The 18,046-nt window shown below is 70.4% G+C and carries 17 protein-coding genes; 9 read left to right on the top strand and 8 right to left on the bottom strand.

What is annotated here, in order from left to right; genetic code table 11:
• Nucleotides 1–626 precede the first annotated feature (626 nt).
• Entirely contained in the window at nt 627–2,387 is a 1,761-nt protein-coding gene (locus ACOQFR_RS00355) for an ABC transporter ATP-binding protein (protein WP_421377477.1), read from the bottom strand.
• Nucleotides 2,388–2,456: 69 nt separating this feature from the next.
• Between ACOQFR_RS00355 and ACOQFR_RS00350 the strand changes: the two genes are divergently transcribed.
• Entirely contained in the window at nt 2,457–3,002 is a 546-nt protein-coding gene (locus ACOQFR_RS00350; RefSeq protein ID WP_421377475.1) for a pseudouridine synthase, read from the top strand.
• A gap of 124 nt (nt 3,003–3,126) precedes the next feature.
• Nucleotides 3,127–3,870, top strand: coding sequence for a class I SAM-dependent methyltransferase (locus ACOQFR_RS00345; RefSeq protein ID WP_421377474.1), 744 nt, complete (start codon nt 3,127–3,129; stop codon nt 3,868–3,870).
• 122 nt (nt 3,871–3,992) lie between these two features.
• On the opposite strand, the gene ACOQFR_RS00340 is transcribed toward ACOQFR_RS00345, so the two are convergent.
• The 4 genes from ACOQFR_RS00340 to ACOQFR_RS00325 form a co-directional block, all read right to left on the bottom strand.
• Complete coding sequence (locus ACOQFR_RS00340) at nt 3,993–4,436, bottom strand: hypothetical protein (RefSeq protein WP_421377472.1); 444 nt, start codon at nt 4,434–4,436, stop codon at nt 3,993–3,995.
• A gap of 96 nt (nt 4,437–4,532) precedes the next feature.
• Nucleotides 4,533–7,073, bottom strand: coding sequence for an ATP-dependent helicase HrpB (gene hrpB / locus ACOQFR_RS00335; protein ID WP_421377471.1), 2,541 nt, complete (start codon nt 7,071–7,073; stop codon nt 4,533–4,535).
• A 9-nt stretch (nt 7,074–7,082) separates the two neighbouring features.
• Nucleotides 7,083–7,361, bottom strand: a complete 279-nt coding sequence (locus ACOQFR_RS00330; protein WP_421377469.1) for a hypothetical protein — start codon at nt 7,359–7,361, stop codon at nt 7,083–7,085.
• On the bottom strand, nt 7,362–8,285 hold the full coding sequence (locus ACOQFR_RS00325) for a serine hydrolase domain-containing protein (RefSeq protein ID WP_421377467.1): 924 nt from the start codon (nt 8,283–8,285) through the stop codon (nt 7,362–7,364).
• Between the two features lie 76 nt (nt 8,286–8,361).
• Between ACOQFR_RS00325 and ACOQFR_RS00320 the strand changes: the two genes are divergently transcribed.
• A complete protein-coding gene (locus ACOQFR_RS00320; RefSeq protein WP_421377466.1) occupies nt 8,362–9,159 on the top strand; it encodes a TatD family hydrolase in 798 nt (265 codons plus the stop codon).
• Nucleotides 9,160–9,205: 46 nt separating this feature from the next.
• A complete protein-coding gene (locus ACOQFR_RS00315) occupies nt 9,206–10,450 on the top strand; it encodes an adenylate/guanylate cyclase domain-containing protein (RefSeq protein ID WP_421377464.1) in 1,245 nt (414 codons plus the stop codon).
• Nucleotide 10,451: 1 nt separating this feature from the next.
• On the opposite strand, the gene ACOQFR_RS00310 is transcribed toward ACOQFR_RS00315, so the two are convergent.
• Together ACOQFR_RS00310 and ACOQFR_RS00305 are read right to left on the bottom strand one after the other, a co-directional pair.
• Nucleotides 10,452–11,219 (bottom strand): ABC transporter permease, encoded by a 768-nt coding sequence (locus tag ACOQFR_RS00310; protein ID WP_421377462.1) that lies wholly within the window; start codon nt 11,217–11,219, stop codon nt 10,452–10,454.
• Complete coding sequence (locus ACOQFR_RS00305) at nt 11,216–12,157, bottom strand: ATP-binding cassette domain-containing protein (protein ID WP_421377460.1); 942 nt, start codon at nt 12,155–12,157, stop codon at nt 11,216–11,218. Before ACOQFR_RS00305 ends, ACOQFR_RS00310 begins: the two co-directional genes overlap by 4 nt.
• Before the next feature lie 121 nt (nt 12,158–12,278).
• Here ACOQFR_RS00305 and ACOQFR_RS00300 point away from each other — a divergent pair, with 121 nt between their 5' ends.
• The 5 genes from ACOQFR_RS00300 (at nt 12,279) to ACOQFR_RS00280 (ending at nt 17,664) form a co-directional block, all read left to right on the top strand.
• Nucleotides 12,279–13,031, top strand: coding sequence for a ferredoxin--NADP reductase (locus tag ACOQFR_RS00300; protein WP_421377458.1), 753 nt, complete (start codon nt 12,279–12,281; stop codon nt 13,029–13,031).
• Nucleotides 13,032–13,106: 75 nt separating this feature from the next.
• A complete protein-coding gene (locus ACOQFR_RS00295; protein ID WP_421377456.1) occupies nt 13,107–14,237 on the top strand; it encodes a hypothetical protein in 1,131 nt (376 codons plus the stop codon).
• Between the two features lie 69 nt (nt 14,238–14,306).
• On the top strand, nt 14,307–15,761 hold the full coding sequence (locus tag ACOQFR_RS00290) for an alpha/beta fold hydrolase (RefSeq protein ID WP_421377454.1): 1,455 nt from the start codon (nt 14,307–14,309) through the stop codon (nt 15,759–15,761).
• Complete coding sequence (locus ACOQFR_RS00285; RefSeq protein ID WP_421377452.1) at nt 15,758–16,492, top strand: ATP-binding cassette domain-containing protein; 735 nt, start codon at nt 15,758–15,760, stop codon at nt 16,490–16,492. Before ACOQFR_RS00290 ends, ACOQFR_RS00285 begins: the two co-directional genes overlap by 4 nt.
• Nucleotides 16,489–17,664, top strand: a complete 1,176-nt coding sequence (locus tag ACOQFR_RS00280; RefSeq protein WP_421377450.1) for an ABC transporter permease — start codon at nt 16,489–16,491, stop codon at nt 17,662–17,664. The genes ACOQFR_RS00285 and ACOQFR_RS00280 overlap by 4 nt, the downstream gene beginning before the upstream one ends.
• A 54-nt stretch (nt 17,665–17,718) precedes the next feature.
• Here the strand turns inward: ACOQFR_RS00280 and ACOQFR_RS00275 are convergent.
• Nucleotides 17,719–18,046, bottom strand: a 328-nt coding sequence (locus ACOQFR_RS00275) for an energy transducer TonB (protein ID WP_421377448.1), incomplete at its 5' end; no start/stop codon positions are given.

Raw genomic sequence — 18,046 nt, 5'->3', positions numbered from 1 at the left:
AAGAACTGTTCCTCCAGTTGCATTTGCTGGAAGGCTGTGCCGAAGTCCTCCAGATTCGTACTACTCGGTCGTTGCGAGCACGCGGCGACAGTCAGAAAGACCATTCCAAGTACAGCGCGAGATCGCATACGCCTAACGCCTAAGTTAAGCCGCGCCGAAGGCGTCGGCTTGAATGATGAGTTAGGGCCGTAGCCTACCAAACCGCCACTACGACTACGAACCCAATGGCAAGGACGGCGCCGGTCGCCGCCAAACCCAGGAAGGTGATGCCGCCACCACAGTCTTTGCAGTACGCGTCGCTAGAAAGTGCCGGAAGGCCAAGCAGCATCGGCAAGAATCCAACCCACATGACAGCACCTGGGCTTGCCTCATGCTCATTGCAGCGACCAAGGTCAAGCAGAACTCCCAACCCCATCAAGGCATTGCACGCGACACGCAAAATTGAAGCCCATTTCGGATCCGACGTTAGAGAGCAGGAACGAGGCATATCTGGTTATTGGAGCAAATGAGGGCGCATATCCAACCCACCCCGCGCGCCCTGAAAACCGCGCCGACAACCGTCGCCGGCAGGTCTGCATCCGCGAACACATTCCGGTCGCCGTTCATTCTCCGTGGCCACCCCAAGCTCAACCCGCCTCACCCGTCTGCAGTCGCCACAGCATCGCGTACGCCCCTTCCCGCGCCACCAGCTCGTCGTGCGTGCCCGACTCCACGATGCGGCCGGCCTCCAGCACGTGGATCGCGTCCGCATGTCGAACGGTGCTGAGGCGGTGCGCGACCACCAGCGTGGTCCGGCCACGCGCGGCGGTCGCCAGGGAATGCTGGATGGCGGCTTCGGTCTCGTTGTCCACCGCGGACGTGGCCTCGTCCAGCACCAGGATCACCGGGTCGCGATACAGCGCGCGGGCCAGCGCGATGCGCTGCCGCTGGCCGCCGGACAGCTGGCTGCCGCGTTCGCCCACGGGGCTGTCGTAGGCCAGGGGCAGTGCGGCGATGAAATCGTGTGCCTCGGCCGCGCGCGCGGCGGCTTCGACGCGCGCGCGGTCGAACGAGCGCTCGCCGTAGGCGATGTTGTCCGCCACGCTGCCGTCGGTCAGGAACGGATCCTGCGCCACGTAGCCGACCACCCGCCGCAGCGCGGCCGGGTCCAGTGCGGCGATGTCCTGGCCGTCGATCAGGATGCGGCCGGTGGTGGGGTCGAGGAAACGCAGCAGCAGTTTCAGCACCGTGCTCTTGCCGCCGCCGGTGCCGCCGACCAGGGCCACCGTGGCGCCGGCCGGGACGTGCAGCGACAGCGCATGCACCGCGGGCCGGCCGTCGTAGGCGTAGCCGATGCCTTCGAACGCCAGTTCGCCGCCCGGCCGCGTCGCCAGCACGCCGGTGCCGCGCGCGGGCACGGGCGTGTCCAGCAGGTCCATCACGCGGTTCACCGAGGCCATCGCGCGCTGGTACAGGTCGGTCATGTCGGCCAGGCGCGTCATCGGCCACAGCAGCCTTTGCGTCAGGTAGACCAGGGCCGAGTAGCTGCCCACGCCCAGGTCGCCGCGCAGCACCAGCACGCCGCCGTACAGCAGCGTGGTCACGAAGCCGGCCAGGATGGCCATTCGAATCACCGGCGTGATCGCGGCCGAGAAGCGGATCGCTTCGGCGTTGCGTGCGCGGAAGCCTTCCGAAGCCTCGCGCAGGTGGTCGGCCTCGAAGGCCTCGGCGGTGTAGGCCTGGATGGTGGCGATGCCCGCCAGGTTGTTGTTCAGGCGCGCCGACACGGTGGCCGCGGCCTCGCGTGCGGCGGCGTAGCGCGGGGCCAGCCGCTTCTGGAACCAGAACGCGCCGATCAGGATCAGCGGGATCGGCAGCATGGCCAGCGCGGCCAGTTCGGCGGTGACCACGAAGAACACCGCGCCGATCAGCAGCGACGACACCAGCACCTGGATCAGGTCGTTGGCGCCGGTGTTGAGGAAGCGCTCGATCTGGTTCACGTCCTCGTTCATCAGCGCCATCAGGCGGCCGCTGCGCTCGCGCTCGATCATCGCCGGCGGCAGCTTCTGCACGTGGCCGTAGGCGGCCTGGCGCAGGGCGTGCTGCAGGTCCTGGGCCAGGCCGCGCCACTTGAGTGCGTACAGGTATTCGAACAGCGATTCCGCCACCCACACCACGATCGTCAGCGCCACCAGGGCGTAGAGCTGGTGCACGGGATCGGGCAGGCCCCAGCGGGCCATGAACGAGTCCTGCTGGTTCACCACCACGTCCACGGCCACGCCGATCAGCAGCTCGGGCAGCACGTCGAAGATCTTGTTGAGCACCGAATACACCGTGGCCAGCACGGCGTTGCGGCGCTGGGGCCGAGCGAAGCCGGCGAGCCGGCGCAGCGGATGTTCTGGCGACATGGGCGGGTCCGGGGGGCCGCCCGGGGCGGGCGGCAGGCGCTCAGTGTCCCACGGGGATACACTGGGGCCATGCTCATAGCCTTCAACAAGCCCTACGGCGTCCTCTGCCAGTTCACCGACAAGACCGAGCCGCCGCGTCCGACCCTGGCCGGATACTCGCTGCCGCCCGATGTCTATGCGGCCGGGCGGCTCGACCAGGACTCCGAGGGCCTGCTGCTGCTGTCCGACGACGGCCCGCTGATTGCCCGCATCAGCTCGCCCAAGTTCCACTGGCCCAAGACCTACCTGGTGCAGGTGGAAGGCCAGGCCGGCGACGAACACCTGGCGCAGCTGCGCACCGGCGTCACCCTGGCCGACGGCGTCACCCGGCCGGCCAAGGCCCAGGTGCTGATCGGCGCGCCGGACTGGCTGTGGCCGCGCGACCCGCCCGTGCGTGCGCGCAAGACCGTGCCCGACAGCTGGCTCGAGCTCACCATCACCGAAGGCCGCAACCGCCAGGTGCGCCGCATGACCGCGGCCGTGGACCTGCCCTGCCTGCGCCTGCTGCGCATCGCGGTGGGCCCGCACCGCCTCGAAGGCCTGCCGCCAGGGCAGTGGCGCGAGCTCACGCAGTAGTCCCGCATCCCGCCGGTAATCCGGGGTCAGAGTACGTTAAGAAAAAAAACGCCACGGAGTCAGTCGCTGCGGTGGCCCCCCTCTTTTTTTCTTAACGTACTCTGACCCCGGATTGCCTTTCGCCATGGACTTCAAGGACCACTTCTCCGCCCACGCCGCCAGCTACGCGCAAGCGCGGCCCACCTATCCCGACGCGCTCTTCGACTGGCTGGCCGCGCAGTGCCCGCGGCACGAGCTGGCCTGGGACGCCGGCTGCGGCAACGGCCAGGCCAGCCTGGCGCTGGCCCATCGATTCCATCGCGTGCATGCCAGCGATCCCAGCCAGGCACAGATCGACGCTGCGCCTGCCGACGATCGCATCCACTGGCGCGTGGAGCCCGCCGAACACTGTTCCCTGCCCGACCACAGCGCAGACCTGGTGACGGTGGCCCAGGCCTACCACTGGTTCGACCACGCGCGCTTCAACGCCGAAGTGCAGCGCGTGCTGCGTCCCGGCGGCGTGGTGGCGCTGTGGACCTATGGCGCCTCGCACGTGGACGCGGCGGTGGATGCGGTGTTCGCACAGTTGTACGAGCACACGTTGGGCGACTACTGGCCGCCGGAACGCCGCCACGTTGAGAACGGCTACCGCGAACTGCCCTTTCCCTACGACCCGCTGCCCGCACCCCGCTTCGCCATGTCAGCCGCGTGGACGCTGCCGCAGTTCCTGGCCTACCTGTCCAGCTGGTCCGCGAGCCAGCGCTACCTCCGCGAAACCGGCCGCGATGCCGTCGCCGAAGCAGCGGACGCGTTCGCGCAGGCCTGGGGCGAAGCATCCGCCGTGCGCGAAGTGCACTGGCCCCTCTCGCTTCGCGCCGGCCGCACGTAGCGCGCAAATCCGGCAAGTCCGGGGTCAGAGTGCGTTAAGAAAAAAGGCGCCACCGAGTCGGCCGACCCGGTGACGCCTTTTTTCTTAACGTACTCTGACCCCGGATTGGATCCGGGAATGGATCAGGCCTTGGTGGCGGCGGCTTTCTTGGGCGCGGCCTTCTTGGCGGTGGTCTTGGCGGCGGCTTTCTTGGCCGGGGCCTTTTTCGCGGCGGTCTTCTTCGCGGCGGCCGGCTTGCCCGTCGCCTTCTTGGCGACGATCTGCTTGGACGCGGACTTCTTCGCGCCCGGCTTGGCGGCCGCGGCCTTGCGCTTGTTCACCACGTACACCGCGGCGCCGGCCGCAGCCAGCGTGGCAGCAGCGATGGCCGCGCCGACCGGATGCTTGCGCACGGTCTTGACGGCGGCGGCGCCGCCCTTCTTCACCGCGGCCAGGCCCGCGCCCGCGCCGACGAGGGCGCTGGCCTTGCTGGCCAGGTCGGAATTGTTCCAGGCCTTCTTGGCCGCGTTGCCGCCGTCGCTCAGCTTGGCCAGCGCGGTCGAAACGATCTTGCTCGTCTTGCTCATGACGGATCTCCGGAAAGGGTCGTGGATCGGGTACGGCGGGTCTGCCTGTACAGACTACCTCCAAAAACATGAACGGATCGTCGCCGTGCCAACGGCCTAGGTACCCCGGGGTTTTGCACGGTGGGTGGCGGTGGCGGTCCAGGGATCGTCCGGCCAGGGATGCCGGGGGTAGCGCCCCTTCATTTCCTTCCTCACTTCCGGATAGGTATTGGCCCAGAAACTGCGCAGGTCCTGGGTTACCTGCAGCGGCTTGCCGCCCGGCGACAGCAGGTGCAGGATCAGCGCGACGCGGCCGTCGGCGATGCGCGGCGTGTCGGCCAGGCCGAACAGTTCCTGCAGTTTGACCGCCAGCACCGGCGCCCGGCCCGCGCCGTAGTCGATGCCGCGCTCCATGCCCGAGGGCACCGTGATCCGGCGCGGCGCCAGCGCGTCCAGCTTCTGCCGCAGCGACCAGTCCAGGGTCGAACGCAGGGCCTCGCCCAGGCTCTCCTCGTCCAGGGCGTCGAGCCGCGTCTTGCCCACGAACGCCGGCTTGAGCCAGGTTTCCCGCGACGCCAGCAGCGCCTCGTCCGACAGGTCCGGCAGGCCCAGCTCGGGCTGCCACTCGCGCAGGCACAGCACGCGTTCGCGCCACTGCCGCAAGCCCTCGGTCCAGGGCAGCGCGTCCAGGCCCAGCTCGCCCACGGCATCGGTCAGCGCCTGCGCCGCCAGCGCGGGGTCGGGGCGGCCCGCCGGCCGGCTTTCCAGCGTGATGCGGTCGAAGCGGCGCTCGCGCCGCGCCACCAGGGCCCGGGCCACCGGATCCCAGCGCACCACGTCGCCCTCGAAGAAGCGCTGCGGGAAATCGCGCTGCAGCCGCGCCTCGTCCACCGGCGCGGCCCGCTGCACCAGCGAATCCTTGGCCTCGAAGCGCAGTTCGCTGGCCACGATCCAGGGTTCGCCGTACAGCGCGCTGTCGTCGAAGATGCGCGCCATGCGGCCATTGGCCAGCTGGTAGCGGCGCGGCTCGCCCGGATGCTGGCGGGCGATGCGCTCGGGAAAGGCATGCAGCAGCAGGTCGCCCAGCAGGTGCGCAGGCACGTCGACGGGCGGCAGCACATCGCAGCGCAGGCGTCGGCGCCATTGTTTGGCGGCGGCATCGATCGCGGCCAGCGCGCCGCGGTGGACGTTGCCCGGCGTGCGGCCCTGGCGGAAGGCCGCCAGCGCCTGCCAGCGGCTGGCGATGTCGTCGCGGCGTTCGCGCAGCGGGTCGCGGGCTTCGACCAGCGCGGCCAGGTCGCAGGCCAGCGCCCGTTCGGCCGGGTCGCGCGGCGCCTTCAGCATCGCGGCCAGACGCGGGTGCGTGCCCAGCGACATCAGTTCGCGGCCGAAGGACGTGATGCGGTGGTCGTCATCGATCGCGCCGAGTCGCTGCAGCAGTTCGCGCGCCGCGGCCAGGGCGCCGGCCGGCGGCGCATCCACGAAGCGCAGCGCGGCTTCGCCCCAGGCGGCCAGCTCCAGCGCCAGGCCCGCGAGTTCGACCTGGGCGATTTCCGGCGTGCGCATCGATTCGAGCCGCTGCGAGGGGGGCCACAGCCGGTAGGCCCAACCCTCGGCGACGCGACCGGCGCGGCCGGCGCGCTGGTCGGCCGAGGCCTGCGAGATCGCCACGGTTTCCAGGCGCGAGAAGCCCGAGTTGGGGTCGTAGCGCGGCTCGCGCGCCTGGCCGGCATCGATCACCACGCGCACGCCCGGCAGCGTCACCGAACTTTCCGCGACGTTGGTGGCCAGCACCACCCGGCGCCGGCCCTGCGGATCGGGCGCCAGCGCGGCCGACTGCGCGTCCACGCTCAGCTCGCCGTGCAGGGCCAGCAGCTGCAGGCCCGGCGCGGCGGCCTGGGCCAGGCTCGGGGCATTCGGGTCGTGGCCGCCGGTGAGCGGGGCGAGCACATTCATCGCGTCGCCGATCTCGCGCTGGCCGGGCAGGAAGACCAGCAGGTCGCCGGGATGTTTCGCCAGCGCCTCGTCCACGCAGCGGCGCAGCTGTGCGGTCAGGCTTTCGTCGCGGCGCGCCGGGAAGTGCGCCACCGTCACCGGAAAGCTGCGGCCGGCGCTGGTGAGCCGCGGCGCATCGAGGAAGCGCGCCAGCTTTTCGCCATCCAGCGTGGCCGACATCACCACGATGCGCAGGTCCTCGCGCAGCTGCGACTGCACGTCCAGCGCCAGGGCCAGGCCGAGGTCGCCGGCCAGGTGGCGCTCGTGGAATTCGTCGAACACGATCGCGGCCACGCCCTCGAGCGTGGGGTCGTCCTGGATCAGGCGGGTGAGGATGCCTTCGGTGACCACTTCCACGCGGGTGCGCGCGCTGATGCGGGACTCGAAGCGGATGCGGTAGCCGACGGTGTCGCCGGGTTCCTCGCCCAGCTGCCGCGCCATGAAGCCCGCCGCGGCGCGCGCGGCCACGCGGCGCGGTTCCAGCATCAGGATGCGGCCGTCGCCGCGCCACGGCGCCGACAGCAGGGCCAGCGGCACCTGGGTGGTCTTGCCGGCGCCGGGCGGCGCCTCCAGCACCAGGCGCGGGTGCGCGGCCAGGCTGTCGAGCAGCCCGGGCAGCAGGTCGGCAATCGGGAAATCGGGGCGCGTGGCGGCGGGAGGCACCCGCCTAGGCTAGAGAGCGCGGCGGTCCGCGTCGAGCCGCGCGGGCGGTGGCGGCGCGCGCGAGGCCGATGGCGTCGCTTGCGGCCGCGGCCCGCGCAAGGCCGGGGACGGTGAAGGACGCAGCCGCGGCCTCGCTTGCGGCATCGGAGTGGGTAGCGCCTCATGCAGTTCGCGCTGGAAGTCCAACTGCTGCAGGCAGCGCAGCTCCAGCGCAGTGAGGTCGTCACGCATCTGCGATCCATTGCCAAACACCATCACCACGCCATTGCTGCCGCTGCGCCAGTCCACCTAGGGCGTGAATCCGAACGCGCCCGGGCTGGACACGCGGAACGTCGCGCCCTGCGCGTCCTTCGCTTCCACCCACTGGCCGATGCCATACCCGTAGCCATAGCCCGCCACCGGACTGGCTGCGATCACCAGGCCTGTCGTGCGGTCCAGCGCCATCGTCGCCAGGGTCTGCGTGCTGAGGAAGGTCTGGCCCTGGTGCAGCCCGCCGGCCAGCAGCATGTCCAGCACGCGGCCGTAATCGTCCAGCGTTGAACGCGCGCCGCCGCCGATGCGCGGATTGGGATTGGGCACGTAGCCGTTGGCCACCGCGCCCGCGGTCCAGTCGGTGGCGACCAGGCCCAGCGGCTGCACCATCTCCGCGATGAACAGCGCATCCCAGCTGCGGCCCGTGGCCACCTCGGCCATCGCGCCGGCCACCTGCATCGAGTTGCCGCCGTAGGCGAAGGCGGTGCCGGGTGTCCAGGCCAGCGGCATCGACAGGATTGCGCGGCCGCAGGCCTGCAGGGTGGTGTTGCGGTCGGAGATGCACGGCGCGTCATCATTGGCGATGCCGCTGGTGTGCGAGAACAGCTGCGCCAGCGTGATCGCGCGGGTCGCCGCAGGCGCGTCCGGGAAATAGCGGCCCACGGGGTCGTCCCAGCGCAGCTGCCCGCGTTCGACCAGCCGCGCCAGTGTCAGCGCGGACAGCCACTTGCTGGCCGAGGCGATGGCCACGCGCTGGCCGTCGCCATAGCCGCCGAAATGGCGGCGGTAAACCACGCCGCCGTCGCGCGCCAGGCGCACCGAGGCGCCGGGCAGGGCGTAGCGGTCCACCAGCGCCTGGGTCTGGGTGGTCACCGGCACCAGGTCGTAGCGATCGCGCGCCAGACCCGGGCTGGCGACGGCCAGGCCGAGGGCGAGAAGCACGGACAGCGCGCGGGTCATGCCAGGCACAACGCCCCGCCGGGCCCGCGGTTGACAGCCTCCGGTAAACTCGCGGCCTTTCCCGGCGGAACGCGGCATGGACCTGATCGACATCGGCGCCAACCTGGGCCACGAAAGCTTCGACCACGACCTGGACGCCGTGCTGGCGCGCGCCGCGGACGCCGGCGTGGGCCGCCTCGTCGTCACCGGCGCCAGCCGGGCCGGGTCGGTGCGCTCACTGGAGCTGGCCCGCCTGCACCCGGGCCGCCTGTTCGCCACCGCCGGCGTGCACCCGCACCACGCGATCGAATACACCGACGAGGCCGATGCCGAAATGCGCGCGCTGCTGGCCGATCCGCAGGTGGTCGCGGTGGGTGAATGTGGCCTGGACTACCACCGCGATTTCTCGCCGCGGCCGGCGCAGCGCCGGGCCTTCGAACGCCAGCTGCAGCTGGCGGTGGACACCGGCAAGCCGCTGTTCCTGCACCAGCGCGACGCGCATGCGGACTTCATGGCGATCATGAAGGGCTTCGACGGGCGCATCGGCCCGGCGGTGGTGCACTGCTTCACCGGCACCCGCGAGGAATGCTTCGAGGCGCTCGATGCCGGCTACTTCATCGGCATTACCGGCTGGCTGTGCGACGAGCGCCGTGGCCAGCACCTGCGCGAATTCGTGCAGCACATCCCCGCCGACCGGCTGATGGTGGAGACCGACGCGCCCTACCTGCTGCCGCGTACGGTACGGCCGATGCCCTCGCACCGGCGCAACGAGCCGATGTACCTGCCGCACATCGTCCAGGAGCTGGCGCGCGACCGCGGCGAAGACGTGGCGGTGACCGCCGCGGCGACCACCGCGACGGCGGCGGCGTTCTTCCGGCTGGACGGAAATACGTGAGCCGCGCGACCGGTCTACGCCCGTGCTGCGGCGGAACGAGGGCCGCATGACGCCGCACTGGCTGCCCGCGGCCTGGGCCCGGCTGCGGCGGCCGTCCGGCGCCGGCATCGGCAACGCGCGCTGGCGCGTGTTCGCCGCCTCGTGCGCGCTGCTGGGCCTGGTGGCGCACCTGGCGCTGCTGCCGTGGTTCCTGTGGCGCGGCATCGGCGAGCTGGTGGTCTACAACCTGGTCACGCTGCCGGTGTACCTGTTCGCCGGCTGGGTGTTCGTGCTGCGGCCGGGCCTGCCACGGCGCTGGCACCTGGTGGGCACGGTGGGCGTGGCCCTGGAGCTGGTGGGCCAGGGCACGCTGGCCACGTGGCTGCTGGGCTGGGGCTCGGGCTTCCACTATTTCCTGCTGCTGGTGCCGCTGGTGGTGCTGTTCTCGCCGTTCGGAAAGCCGCTGCAGCGGGCACTGCTGTCGTTCGCGGTCGGCGTGGCCTACCTGTGGCTGTGGGACGTCAGCAGCCGCCACGTGCCGGTGTACGTGCTGGGCGCGGACGAACTGCGCGGCTACCTGGCGGCCAATTTCGCGCTGGTGTTCGTGGTGGTGATGGCCATCGGCTTCCTGTTCGAACGCGCCGCCACCCGCATGGAGGGCGAACTCGAACACGAGCGCAGCCGCTCCGAACGCCTGCTGCTCAACACCCTGCCCGCGGCCATCGCCCAGCGGCTGAAGGATGATCCGGGCCAGCCCATCGCCGAGCGCCACGCCGAGGTGTCGGTGCTGTTCTGCGACATCGTCGGCTTCACGCAGCTGGCCGAGCGGCTGCCGGCCGAACAGCTGGTGGACATCCTCAACCGGGTGTTCACCGGGTTCGACGACATCGTCGACCGCCACGGCGTGGAGAAGATAAAGACCATCGGCGACGCCTACATGGTGGCCGCCGGCCTGCCCGACCCGCGCGACGACCACGCCGATGCGCTGGCCGACGTGGCCCTGGCGATGGTGGCGGTGGTGCAGTCGCTGCGCAACGGACTGGGCAACGCCCTGGACGTGCGCATCGGCATCCACAGCGGCCCGGTGGTGGCCGGCGTGATCGGCCGCCGCAAGTTCGCCTACGACCTGTGGGGCGACGTGGTGAACACCGCCGCGCGCATGGAGTCGCACGGCGTGCCCGGCTCGATCCAGGTGACGCAGGCCACCGCTACGTTGCTGGGCCAGGCCTGGCGGCTGGAGCCGCGCGGCGACCTGGAGATCAAGGGCAAAGGCCCGATGCCGGTGTTCCTGCTGCAGGGCCGCGCCGGCTGACTCAGCTGCGCAGGCCCACGCCCTTCTTGAGCAGATACAGCCCCAGCGCGCCCAGCCCCACCGCGAAGCCGATCATCAGCGCGAACGCGGTGACCATGGACACGTCGCTCTGGCCCAGCAGGCCGTAGCGGAACGCATTGACCATGTAGAAGATCGGATTGAGGTGGGTGGCCGCCTCGGCCCAGTCCGGCAGCAGCTTCACCGAATAGAACACGCCGCCGAGGTAGGTCAGCGGGGTCAGGATGAAGGTCGGCACGATCGCGATGTCGTCGAACTTCTTCGCGTACACCGCATTGACGAAGCCGGCCAGCGAGAAGATCACCGCGCCCAGGAACACCGTGGCCAGCGTAATCAGCGGATGCGGCAGGCGCACCGGGGTGAAGAACATCGCGATCACCATCACGATGCCGCCCACCATCAGCCCGCGCAGCACGCCGCCGGCGACGTAGCCGCCCAGGATCACCCAGTTGGGCATCGGGCTGACCAGCAGCTCCTCCACGTGCCGGCCGAACTTGGCGCCGAAGAAGGACGAGCTGATGTTGCCGTAGGCGTTCTGGATGATGGCCATCATGACCAGGCCCGGCACGATGAAGTCCATGTACGAGATGCCGTCCATGGTGCCGATGCGGCTGCCGATCAGGTTGCCGAAGATCAGGAAGTACAGCGTCATCGTGATCGCCGGCGGCACCAGGGTCTGGCCCCAGATGCGCAGGATGCGCGCCACTTCGCGCCGGGCGATGGTCCTGAGCGCGACCAGGTTCGGGCTCATGCCGCTGCTCCTTTTTCCGGCTGCCCGGTGAGCCTGACGAACAGCTCCTCGAGGCGGTTGGACTTCGTGCGCATCGAGCGCACGCGGATGCCGGCCTCGCCCAGGGCGGCGAACACGCGGTTGAGGTCCATCTCGCGCGGCATTTCCACGTCCAGGGTGTGCGGGTTCTCGGCCACCAGCACCGCGCCCGGGATCACCGGCAGGGTGGCCGGCAGGTCGCCGTCGATGTCGAGCAGGAAGCCTTCAACGTCGAGCTTGGCCAGCAGGGCCCGCATCGGCCCCTGCTCGATGATGCGGCCGCGGTCGATGATGGCCAGGTTGCGGCACAGGTTCTCGGCCTCTTCCAGGTAGTGTGTGGTGAGGATCACGGTGGTGCCGGCCGCGTTGACCTCCTTGAGCGTCTTCCACATGCCGCGGCGGATCTCGATGTCCACGCCGGCGGTGGGCTCGTCCAGGATCAGCAGGCGCGGCCGGGTCATCATCGCGCGGGCGATCATCAGGCGGCGCTTCATGCCGCCCGACAGCGTGCGCGACATGCTCCGCGCCTTGTCCCACAGCTGGGCCTTCTTCAGCTCCTCTTCCGCGCGCTTTTCCGCCTCGGCACGCGGGATGCCGTAGAAGCCGGCGTAGTTCACGCAGATGTCGAAGGGCTGCTCGAACATGTTGAAGTTGATCTCCTGCGGCACCAGCCCGACCTGGCGCATGGCCTCGGAGCGCTGGGCGTGCAGGTCGATGCCGAACACCTTCACCTCGCCCGAGGTTTTGTTGACCAGGGACGAGACCACGCCGATCAGCGTGGACTTGCCGGCGCCGTTGGGGCCGAGCAGGGCGTAGAAATCGCCGGGCGCGACCGACAGCGAGACGCCCTTGAGGGCCTCGACGCCGGTGGCGTAGGTCTTGCGGAGATCGGTGATCTCCAGCGCGGGAACGTTGGTCATGGGGCTCCTGGACCGCGCCGGCGCTGCGCCGGGGGCCTGTGGGGCTTATTATATGGGCCTTGCCGCCCCGGGCCCCGGAACCGCGGCGGTACCGTGTTTCCCATCGTCCGGAGCGTCCTGCTTGGCCATCGTGCACTTCCCCCTTCGCCTGGTTTCCAGCCGCATGCTGGCGCCCAGCGTCCGCCACCTGGCCTTTGCCCGCGACGACGGCCAGCCGCTGGACTTCATCCCCGGCCAGTTCGTGCAGGTGCACTTCAACTATCCCGACGGCACGCCGACCAAGCGCAGCTATTCGCTGGCCACGATGCACGACCACGCGATGGCGCCGGGCGAGTCGGTCGAGATCGCGGTGAGCTACGTCGCCGGCGGCGCCGCCACCGCCCTGTTCGAGGCGCTGGACGAGGGCCAGCAGATCCAGGCCAGCGGACCCTACGGCCGCTTCTGCCTGATGCCGGCCGACACCAACCGGCGCTACCTGCTGATCGGCACCGGCACCGGCGTCACGCCCTACCGCGCCATGCTGCCCACGCTGCACGCGCTGATGGCCACCCGGGACCTGGAGGTGGTGCTGCTGTTCGGCGCGCGCACGCCGGAAGAGCTGATCTACGGCGAGGACTTCCGCGCCTTCGCCGAGGGCCACCCGGGCTTCCGCTTCGTGCCCTGCTACAGCCGCGAGATGCCCAGGGACCCCCACCCCGACGACCGCCGCGGCTACGTGCAGGACGTGCTGGCCGAATTCGCCCCGGACGCCGACGGCGACATCGCCTACCTGTGCGGCAACCCGAACATGGTGGACGCGGCCTTCGAGGCGCTCAAGACCGCGGGCCTGCCGGTGCCGCACATCCGTCGCGAGAAGTACGTCAGCAGCAAGTAGCCTCCCTGCCATCCGGCACGGTGCAGGCGCCGCCTCCGGCGCTATCGTGCGCGGGGCATGAACGAGGAGTCCGCCGTGGCCAAGCCCGCGAAGTCACGCTGGAAAAAGGCGATGAGCTTCCTGTTCGGGTTCGTGGGCTTTGGCGTGGCCGGTTATTGGGTCGGGCGCCTGGGCGCGGGCATGGGTCCGGTGCGTGATCGCCTCGATGCGCTGTCGGGCTGGGACCTGCTGGCCCTGCCCCTGCTGTGGCTGCTGGTCATCGCCATGCACGAGGCCGGGCACCTGGCCGGCGGCCTGGGCCGCGGCATGCGCTTCCTGATCTACATCGCCGGGCCGCTGGGCCTGGTGCGCACGGCCGAAGGCATCCGTTTCCGCTGGTACTTCAACCTGGGCACCCTGGGTGGGCTGGCCGCGGCGATTCCGCGGACGGACCGGCCGCTGCGGGGCCAGCTGGTGCCGATGATCGCGGGCGGCCCGCTGGCCAGCCTGGTGCTGGCCATCGCCGGTGCACTGCTGTTCGTCGCCGACGACGGGCGCGCGGGGGCGTATGGCGTGATGGTGGCCGCGCTGTCGGCGATGATCTTTGTGGTCACCGCCCTGCCGATGCGCGCCGGCGGCTTCATGAGCGACGGCATGCAGCTGCGCGAGGCCTTCCGCGACCCGGGCATGATCGAGCGCCGCACCCAGCTGATGGCGCTGGCGGGCCAGGGCATCGCCGGCACCCGCCCGCGCGAGCTGGACGCGACGATCCTGGCGCGCGCGCAGGCGCTGACCGGCCAGGAAACGATGTACGACATCGGGGTCTGGGCCTACAGCTACAACGTGGCCATGGACCACGGCGACACCGTCGCCGCCGGGCAGTGGCTGGACCGCATCGAGCCGGTGTTCGACCAGTATCCCGACGGCTTCCGGCAATCGCTGGCGCTGGAGCTGGCCTACTACGAGGCACGCCACCGCGCGCGCCTGCCCGAGGCCGAAGCCTGGCTGCAGAAGGCACGTGGCGGCGTGGTGGATGCGTCGCGGCGGGCTTTGGCCGAAGCCGCCGTGGCAGCACTGCGGCAGCAGCCCGAGCTGGCACGCGCGGCGCTGGACCGCGCGCAGGCCCAGCTGGGCCGCGGCATGGATGGCGGCGCGCGCCACCTCAGCCAGGACCAGATCCATGCCCTGCGGCGCGAGCTGTCGCCGTCGCTGGCACCGGCGGCCTGAGCGCTGTCACGTTTTTCACGCCGGGGGCGTCTAATGCCCTGAACCCGTCTGTTCCGTCCCGAGGCCACCATGCGAAGACTGCTGCCCTTCACCCTGCTCCTGCTGTCCTTGCCGGTGTCGGCAACGACGCTGGGCAAGCTGGCGTTCGCGCCCTGCGAGCTGTCGCAGCCCGGCACCGGCGCCACCACCCGCGCCGAATGCGCCACGCTGGAAGTGCCCGAAGACCCGACGAAACCCGAAGGCCGCAAGATCGGTCTGAAGGTGGCCCTGGTGGCCTCGCGCGCGGCCGAGCCGGCGCCGGACCCGGTGATCTACTTCGCCGGCGGCCCGGGCCAGTCGGCCACTGAATCGTATGCGGGCATGGCCGGTGCGTTCGCACGGCTGCGCGACAAGCGGCACCTGATCTTCGTGGACCAGCGCGGCACCGGCGGCTCCAACCCGCTGGTGTGCAAGTTCCCCGAGGTGGAGGTGGGCACGGAAACGCCCACCGCCGAGCTGCAGGTGCAGATGGCGCGCGATTGCCTGGCCACGCTGTCGCCGGATTCGGACGTGGCCCAGTACACCACCACCGTGGCCGCGTCCGACGTCGAGGCGCTGCGCCAGGCCATCGGCGCACCGCGCCTGAACCTCTACGGCGGCTCCTACGGCACGCGCATGGCGCAGGAATATGCACGCCTGTATCCGGACGGCGTGCGCAGCATGATCCTCGATGGCGTGGTGCCGCCGGAACTGGCCCTGGGCAGCGAGCATGCGATCAACCTGGAGGCCGCGCTGAAGGCCATCCTGGGCCAGTGCGCGCAGCAGGCCGCCTGTGCCCGCGCCTTCGGCGATCCCTACCGCACGCTCTACACCCTGCGCGACAAGGCGCGGGCCACGCCGCTGCCAGTGTCCATGCGCGACCCGCGCAGCCACCAGGCCCGCGAGCTGCGGCTGGACGAAGGCTCGGTGGCGCTGATCGCCCGCTTGTTCGCCTACGCGCCCGAGACCGCCGCGCTGCTGCCGCTGCTGCTGGACGAAGCCAACCGCGGCCGGCCCGAATCCCTGGTGGCCCAGGCCACGCTGGTGCTGGATTCGCTGACCGGCCAGATCAACCACGGCATGCAGCTGTCGGTGATGTGCGCCGACGATGCGCCGCGGCTGGCCGCGCGTGACCAGGACAAGGAGCTGATCCTGGGCGACGCCATCGTCGGGGTCGCGCTCAACCAGTGCAGCGTGTGGCCCAAGGGCCCGGTGTCGGAAAACTTCCGCGAGCCGCTGCGCACCGACACGCCGACGCTGCTGCTGTCGGGCGAATTCGATCCGGTGACGCCGCCGCGCTACGGCGATCAGGTGCTGGCCAGCCTGGGCAAGGCCAGGCACCTGGTCGGCAAGGGCCAGGGCCACATCCTGCTCACGCGCGGCTGCACGCCGCGGCTGGCGGCCGAGTTCGTCGAGTCGCTGGACCCGGCCGCGCTGGACGCCAGCTGCCTGGATCCGCTGGGCGCCACGCCCTTCTTCATCAACTACAACGGAGCCGAGCCATGATCGAGGTCCGCGACCTGCACAAGGCCTTCGGCAAGGTCAAAGCCGTGGATGGCGTCAGCTTCACCGCCAATGACGGCCAGATCACCGGCCTGCTGGGGCCCAACGGCGCCGGCAAGACCACGTCGCTGCGAATGCTCTACACCCTGATGAAGCCCGACCGCGGCCAGGTGCTGGTGGACGGCATCGACGCCAACGTGGACCCCACCGGCGTGCGCCGCCGGCTGGGCGTGCTGCCGGATTCGCGCGGCCTGTACAAGCGGCTCAGCAGCCGCGAGAACATCCGCTACTTCGGGCGCCTGCACGGCATGGACGACGCGCTGATCGCGCAGCGCACCGATGCACTGGCGCATGCGCTGGAGATGGACGACATCATCGACCGCCGCACCGAGGGCTTTTCGCAGGGCCAGCGGGTGAAGACCGCGATCGCCCGCGCCCTGGTGCACGACCCGCGCAATGTGATCCTGGACGAGCCGACCAACGGCCTGGACGTGATGGCCACGCGCGCGATGCGGCGCTTCCTGCACCAGCTGCGCGCGGAGGGCCGCTGCGTGCTGTTCTCCAGCCACATCATGCAGGAGGTGGCGGCACTGTGTGACCGCATCGTCATCATCGCCCGGGGCCAGGTGGTGGCCGAGGGCACGCCGGACGAACTGCGCGCGCAGACCGGCGAAGCCAATCTCGAGGACGCCTTCGTCAAGGCGATCGGCACCGAAGAAGGACTGATGGCATGAAGGCCGCGATCACCGTTTTCCTCAAGGAAGTCACCGAGAACCTGCGCGACCGCAAGACCGTGGTGAACGCGCTGGTGATGGGTCCGCTGCTGGGGCCGATCTTCTTCGCGATGATGATGGGCTTCATCATCAGCAAGCAGATCAAGAGCGCCGAGAAGCCGCTGGAACTCCCGGTGGTGGGCGCCGAGCACGCGCCCAACCTGGTGGCCTGGCTGCAGCGGCAGAGCGTGCAGGTTCAGCCGGCGCCTGCCGACACCGCCGCGGCCGTGCGCAAGCGCGACGCGCGCGCGGTGCTGGTCATTCCCGACACCTTCGGCGCGCACTGGCGCAAGGGCGAGACCGCGCAGGTGGAGGTGGTGTTCGACAGCTCCGACCAGGACAGCCGCGCGCCCGTGGCGCGCATCACCGGACTGCTGGAGGCCTACTCGCGCCAGCAGTCGGCGATGCGCATCGCCGCCCGCGGACTGCATCCGGCCGTGCTGTCGCCGGTGGTCGTGTCCGAGAACGACCTGGCCAGCACCCAGCAGCGCGCCGGGCAGCTGCTCAGCTTCCTGCCCTACCTGCTGGTGCTGGGCGCCTTCCTGGGCGGAATGTACCTGGCCATCGACACCACCGCGGGCGAACGCGAGCGGCAGTCGCTGGAACCGCTGCTGGCCAACCCGGCCACGCGCGCGCAGATCGTGCTGGGCAAGCTGGGCGCCACCTTCGGCTTCGCCATGGTGAGCATGATGCTAAGCCTGGTCGCGTTCGCGATCGCGTTCCAGTACATCCCGCTGGACAAGCTGGGCATGAAGGTGGACTTCGGCGCCGGCCTGATCCTGCGCGCCGGCCTGCTGATGGTGCCGCTGGTGATGGTGTTCGCGGCGCTGCAGACGATCGTGGCCGCCTACGCCAAGTCCTACCGCGAGGCGCAGACCTACCTGTCGCTGCTGATGCTGCTGCCCATGCTGCCCTCGGTGATCCTGATGATCAATCCGATGAAGGGCGAGCTGTGGATGTCGGCCGTGCCCCTGCTGTCGCAGAACGTGCTGATCATGTCGCTGGCCCGCGGCGAAGCGGTGGCGATGGCCGACTTCGCGCTCAGCTTCGGCGCCAGCCTGGGCCTGGCGGCGGTGCTGGTGTGGATCGCGGTGCGCATCTATCACCGGGAGCAGCTGGCGGTGTCGGCCTGAGCAAAGAAAAAGCCCGGCAAACGCCGGGCTTTTTTCATCGCGTCCCGCCAGGCCTCACGGCCTGAACGTGAACGTCCGCGTCAACGTCGCCGGGCCGTCCATCGGCTCGAACTGCCAGCCGCGCACGGTGCTGATCACGCCGCGCTCGAACTCGCCGCGCGGCTGCGCGCGCACGACCCGCACATTGGTGACGCTGCCGTTGGCGGCGATGCTGATTTCGACCGTGACCTCACCCGTGATGCCGGCGCGGATGGCTTCGCGCGGATACGGCGGCTGCGGCGTGCGCACGCCCACCGGCGAACTGGCGCGGGCGGCGGGCGCGGGCGTGGCGGCCGCCGGAGCGGGCGTCGGTGCAGGCGCGGCGGCCGGCGGCGGCGTGGCC

Origin of the sequence: Arenimonas sp. MALMAid1274 (assembly GCF_049195245.1) — a bacterium.
Taxonomy (GTDB): domain Bacteria; phylum Pseudomonadota; class Gammaproteobacteria; order Xanthomonadales; family Xanthomonadaceae; genus Arenimonas.
The sequence above is the reverse complement of the archived record's forward strand: the minus strand, read 5'-3'. Positions and strand labels throughout refer to the sequence as shown.

Bases quoted from the DNA above. Each gene is read 5' to 3' on its own strand.
- ACOQFR_RS00355 (WP_421377477.1), bottom strand. From the start codon at position 2,387: ATGTCGCCAGAACATCCGCTGCGCCGGCTCGCCGGCTTCGCTCGGCCC.
- ACOQFR_RS00350 (WP_421377475.1), top strand. From the start codon at position 2,457: ATGCTCATAGCCTTCAACAAGCCCTACGGCGTCCTCTGCCAGTTCACC.
- ACOQFR_RS00345 (WP_421377474.1), top strand. From the start codon at position 3,127: ATGGACTTCAAGGACCACTTCTCCGCCCACGCCGCCAGCTACGCGCAA.
- ACOQFR_RS00340 (WP_421377472.1), bottom strand. From the start codon at position 4,436: ATGAGCAAGACGAGCAAGATCGTTTCGACCGCGCTGGCCAAGCTGAGC.
- ACOQFR_RS00325 (WP_421377467.1), bottom strand. From the start codon at position 8,285: ATGACCCGCGCGCTGTCCGTGCTTCTCGCCCTCGGCCTGGCCGTCGCC.
- ACOQFR_RS00320 (WP_421377466.1), top strand. From the start codon at position 8,362: ATGGACCTGATCGACATCGGCGCCAACCTGGGCCACGAAAGCTTCGAC.
- ACOQFR_RS00315 (WP_421377464.1), top strand. From the start codon at position 9,206: ATGACGCCGCACTGGCTGCCCGCGGCCTGGGCCCGGCTGCGGCGGCCG.
- ACOQFR_RS00310 (WP_421377462.1), bottom strand. From the start codon at position 11,219: ATGAGCCCGAACCTGGTCGCGCTCAGGACCATCGCCCGGCGCGAAGTG.
- ACOQFR_RS00305 (WP_421377460.1), bottom strand. From the start codon at position 12,157: ATGACCAACGTTCCCGCGCTGGAGATCACCGATCTCCGCAAGACCTAC.
- ACOQFR_RS00290 (WP_421377454.1), top strand. From the start codon at position 14,307: ATGCGAAGACTGCTGCCCTTCACCCTGCTCCTGCTGTCCTTGCCGGTG.
- ACOQFR_RS00285 (WP_421377452.1), top strand. From the start codon at position 15,758: ATGATCGAGGTCCGCGACCTGCACAAGGCCTTCGGCAAGGTCAAAGCC.
- ACOQFR_RS00280 (WP_421377450.1), top strand. From the start codon at position 16,489: ATGAAGGCCGCGATCACCGTTTTCCTCAAGGAAGTCACCGAGAACCTG.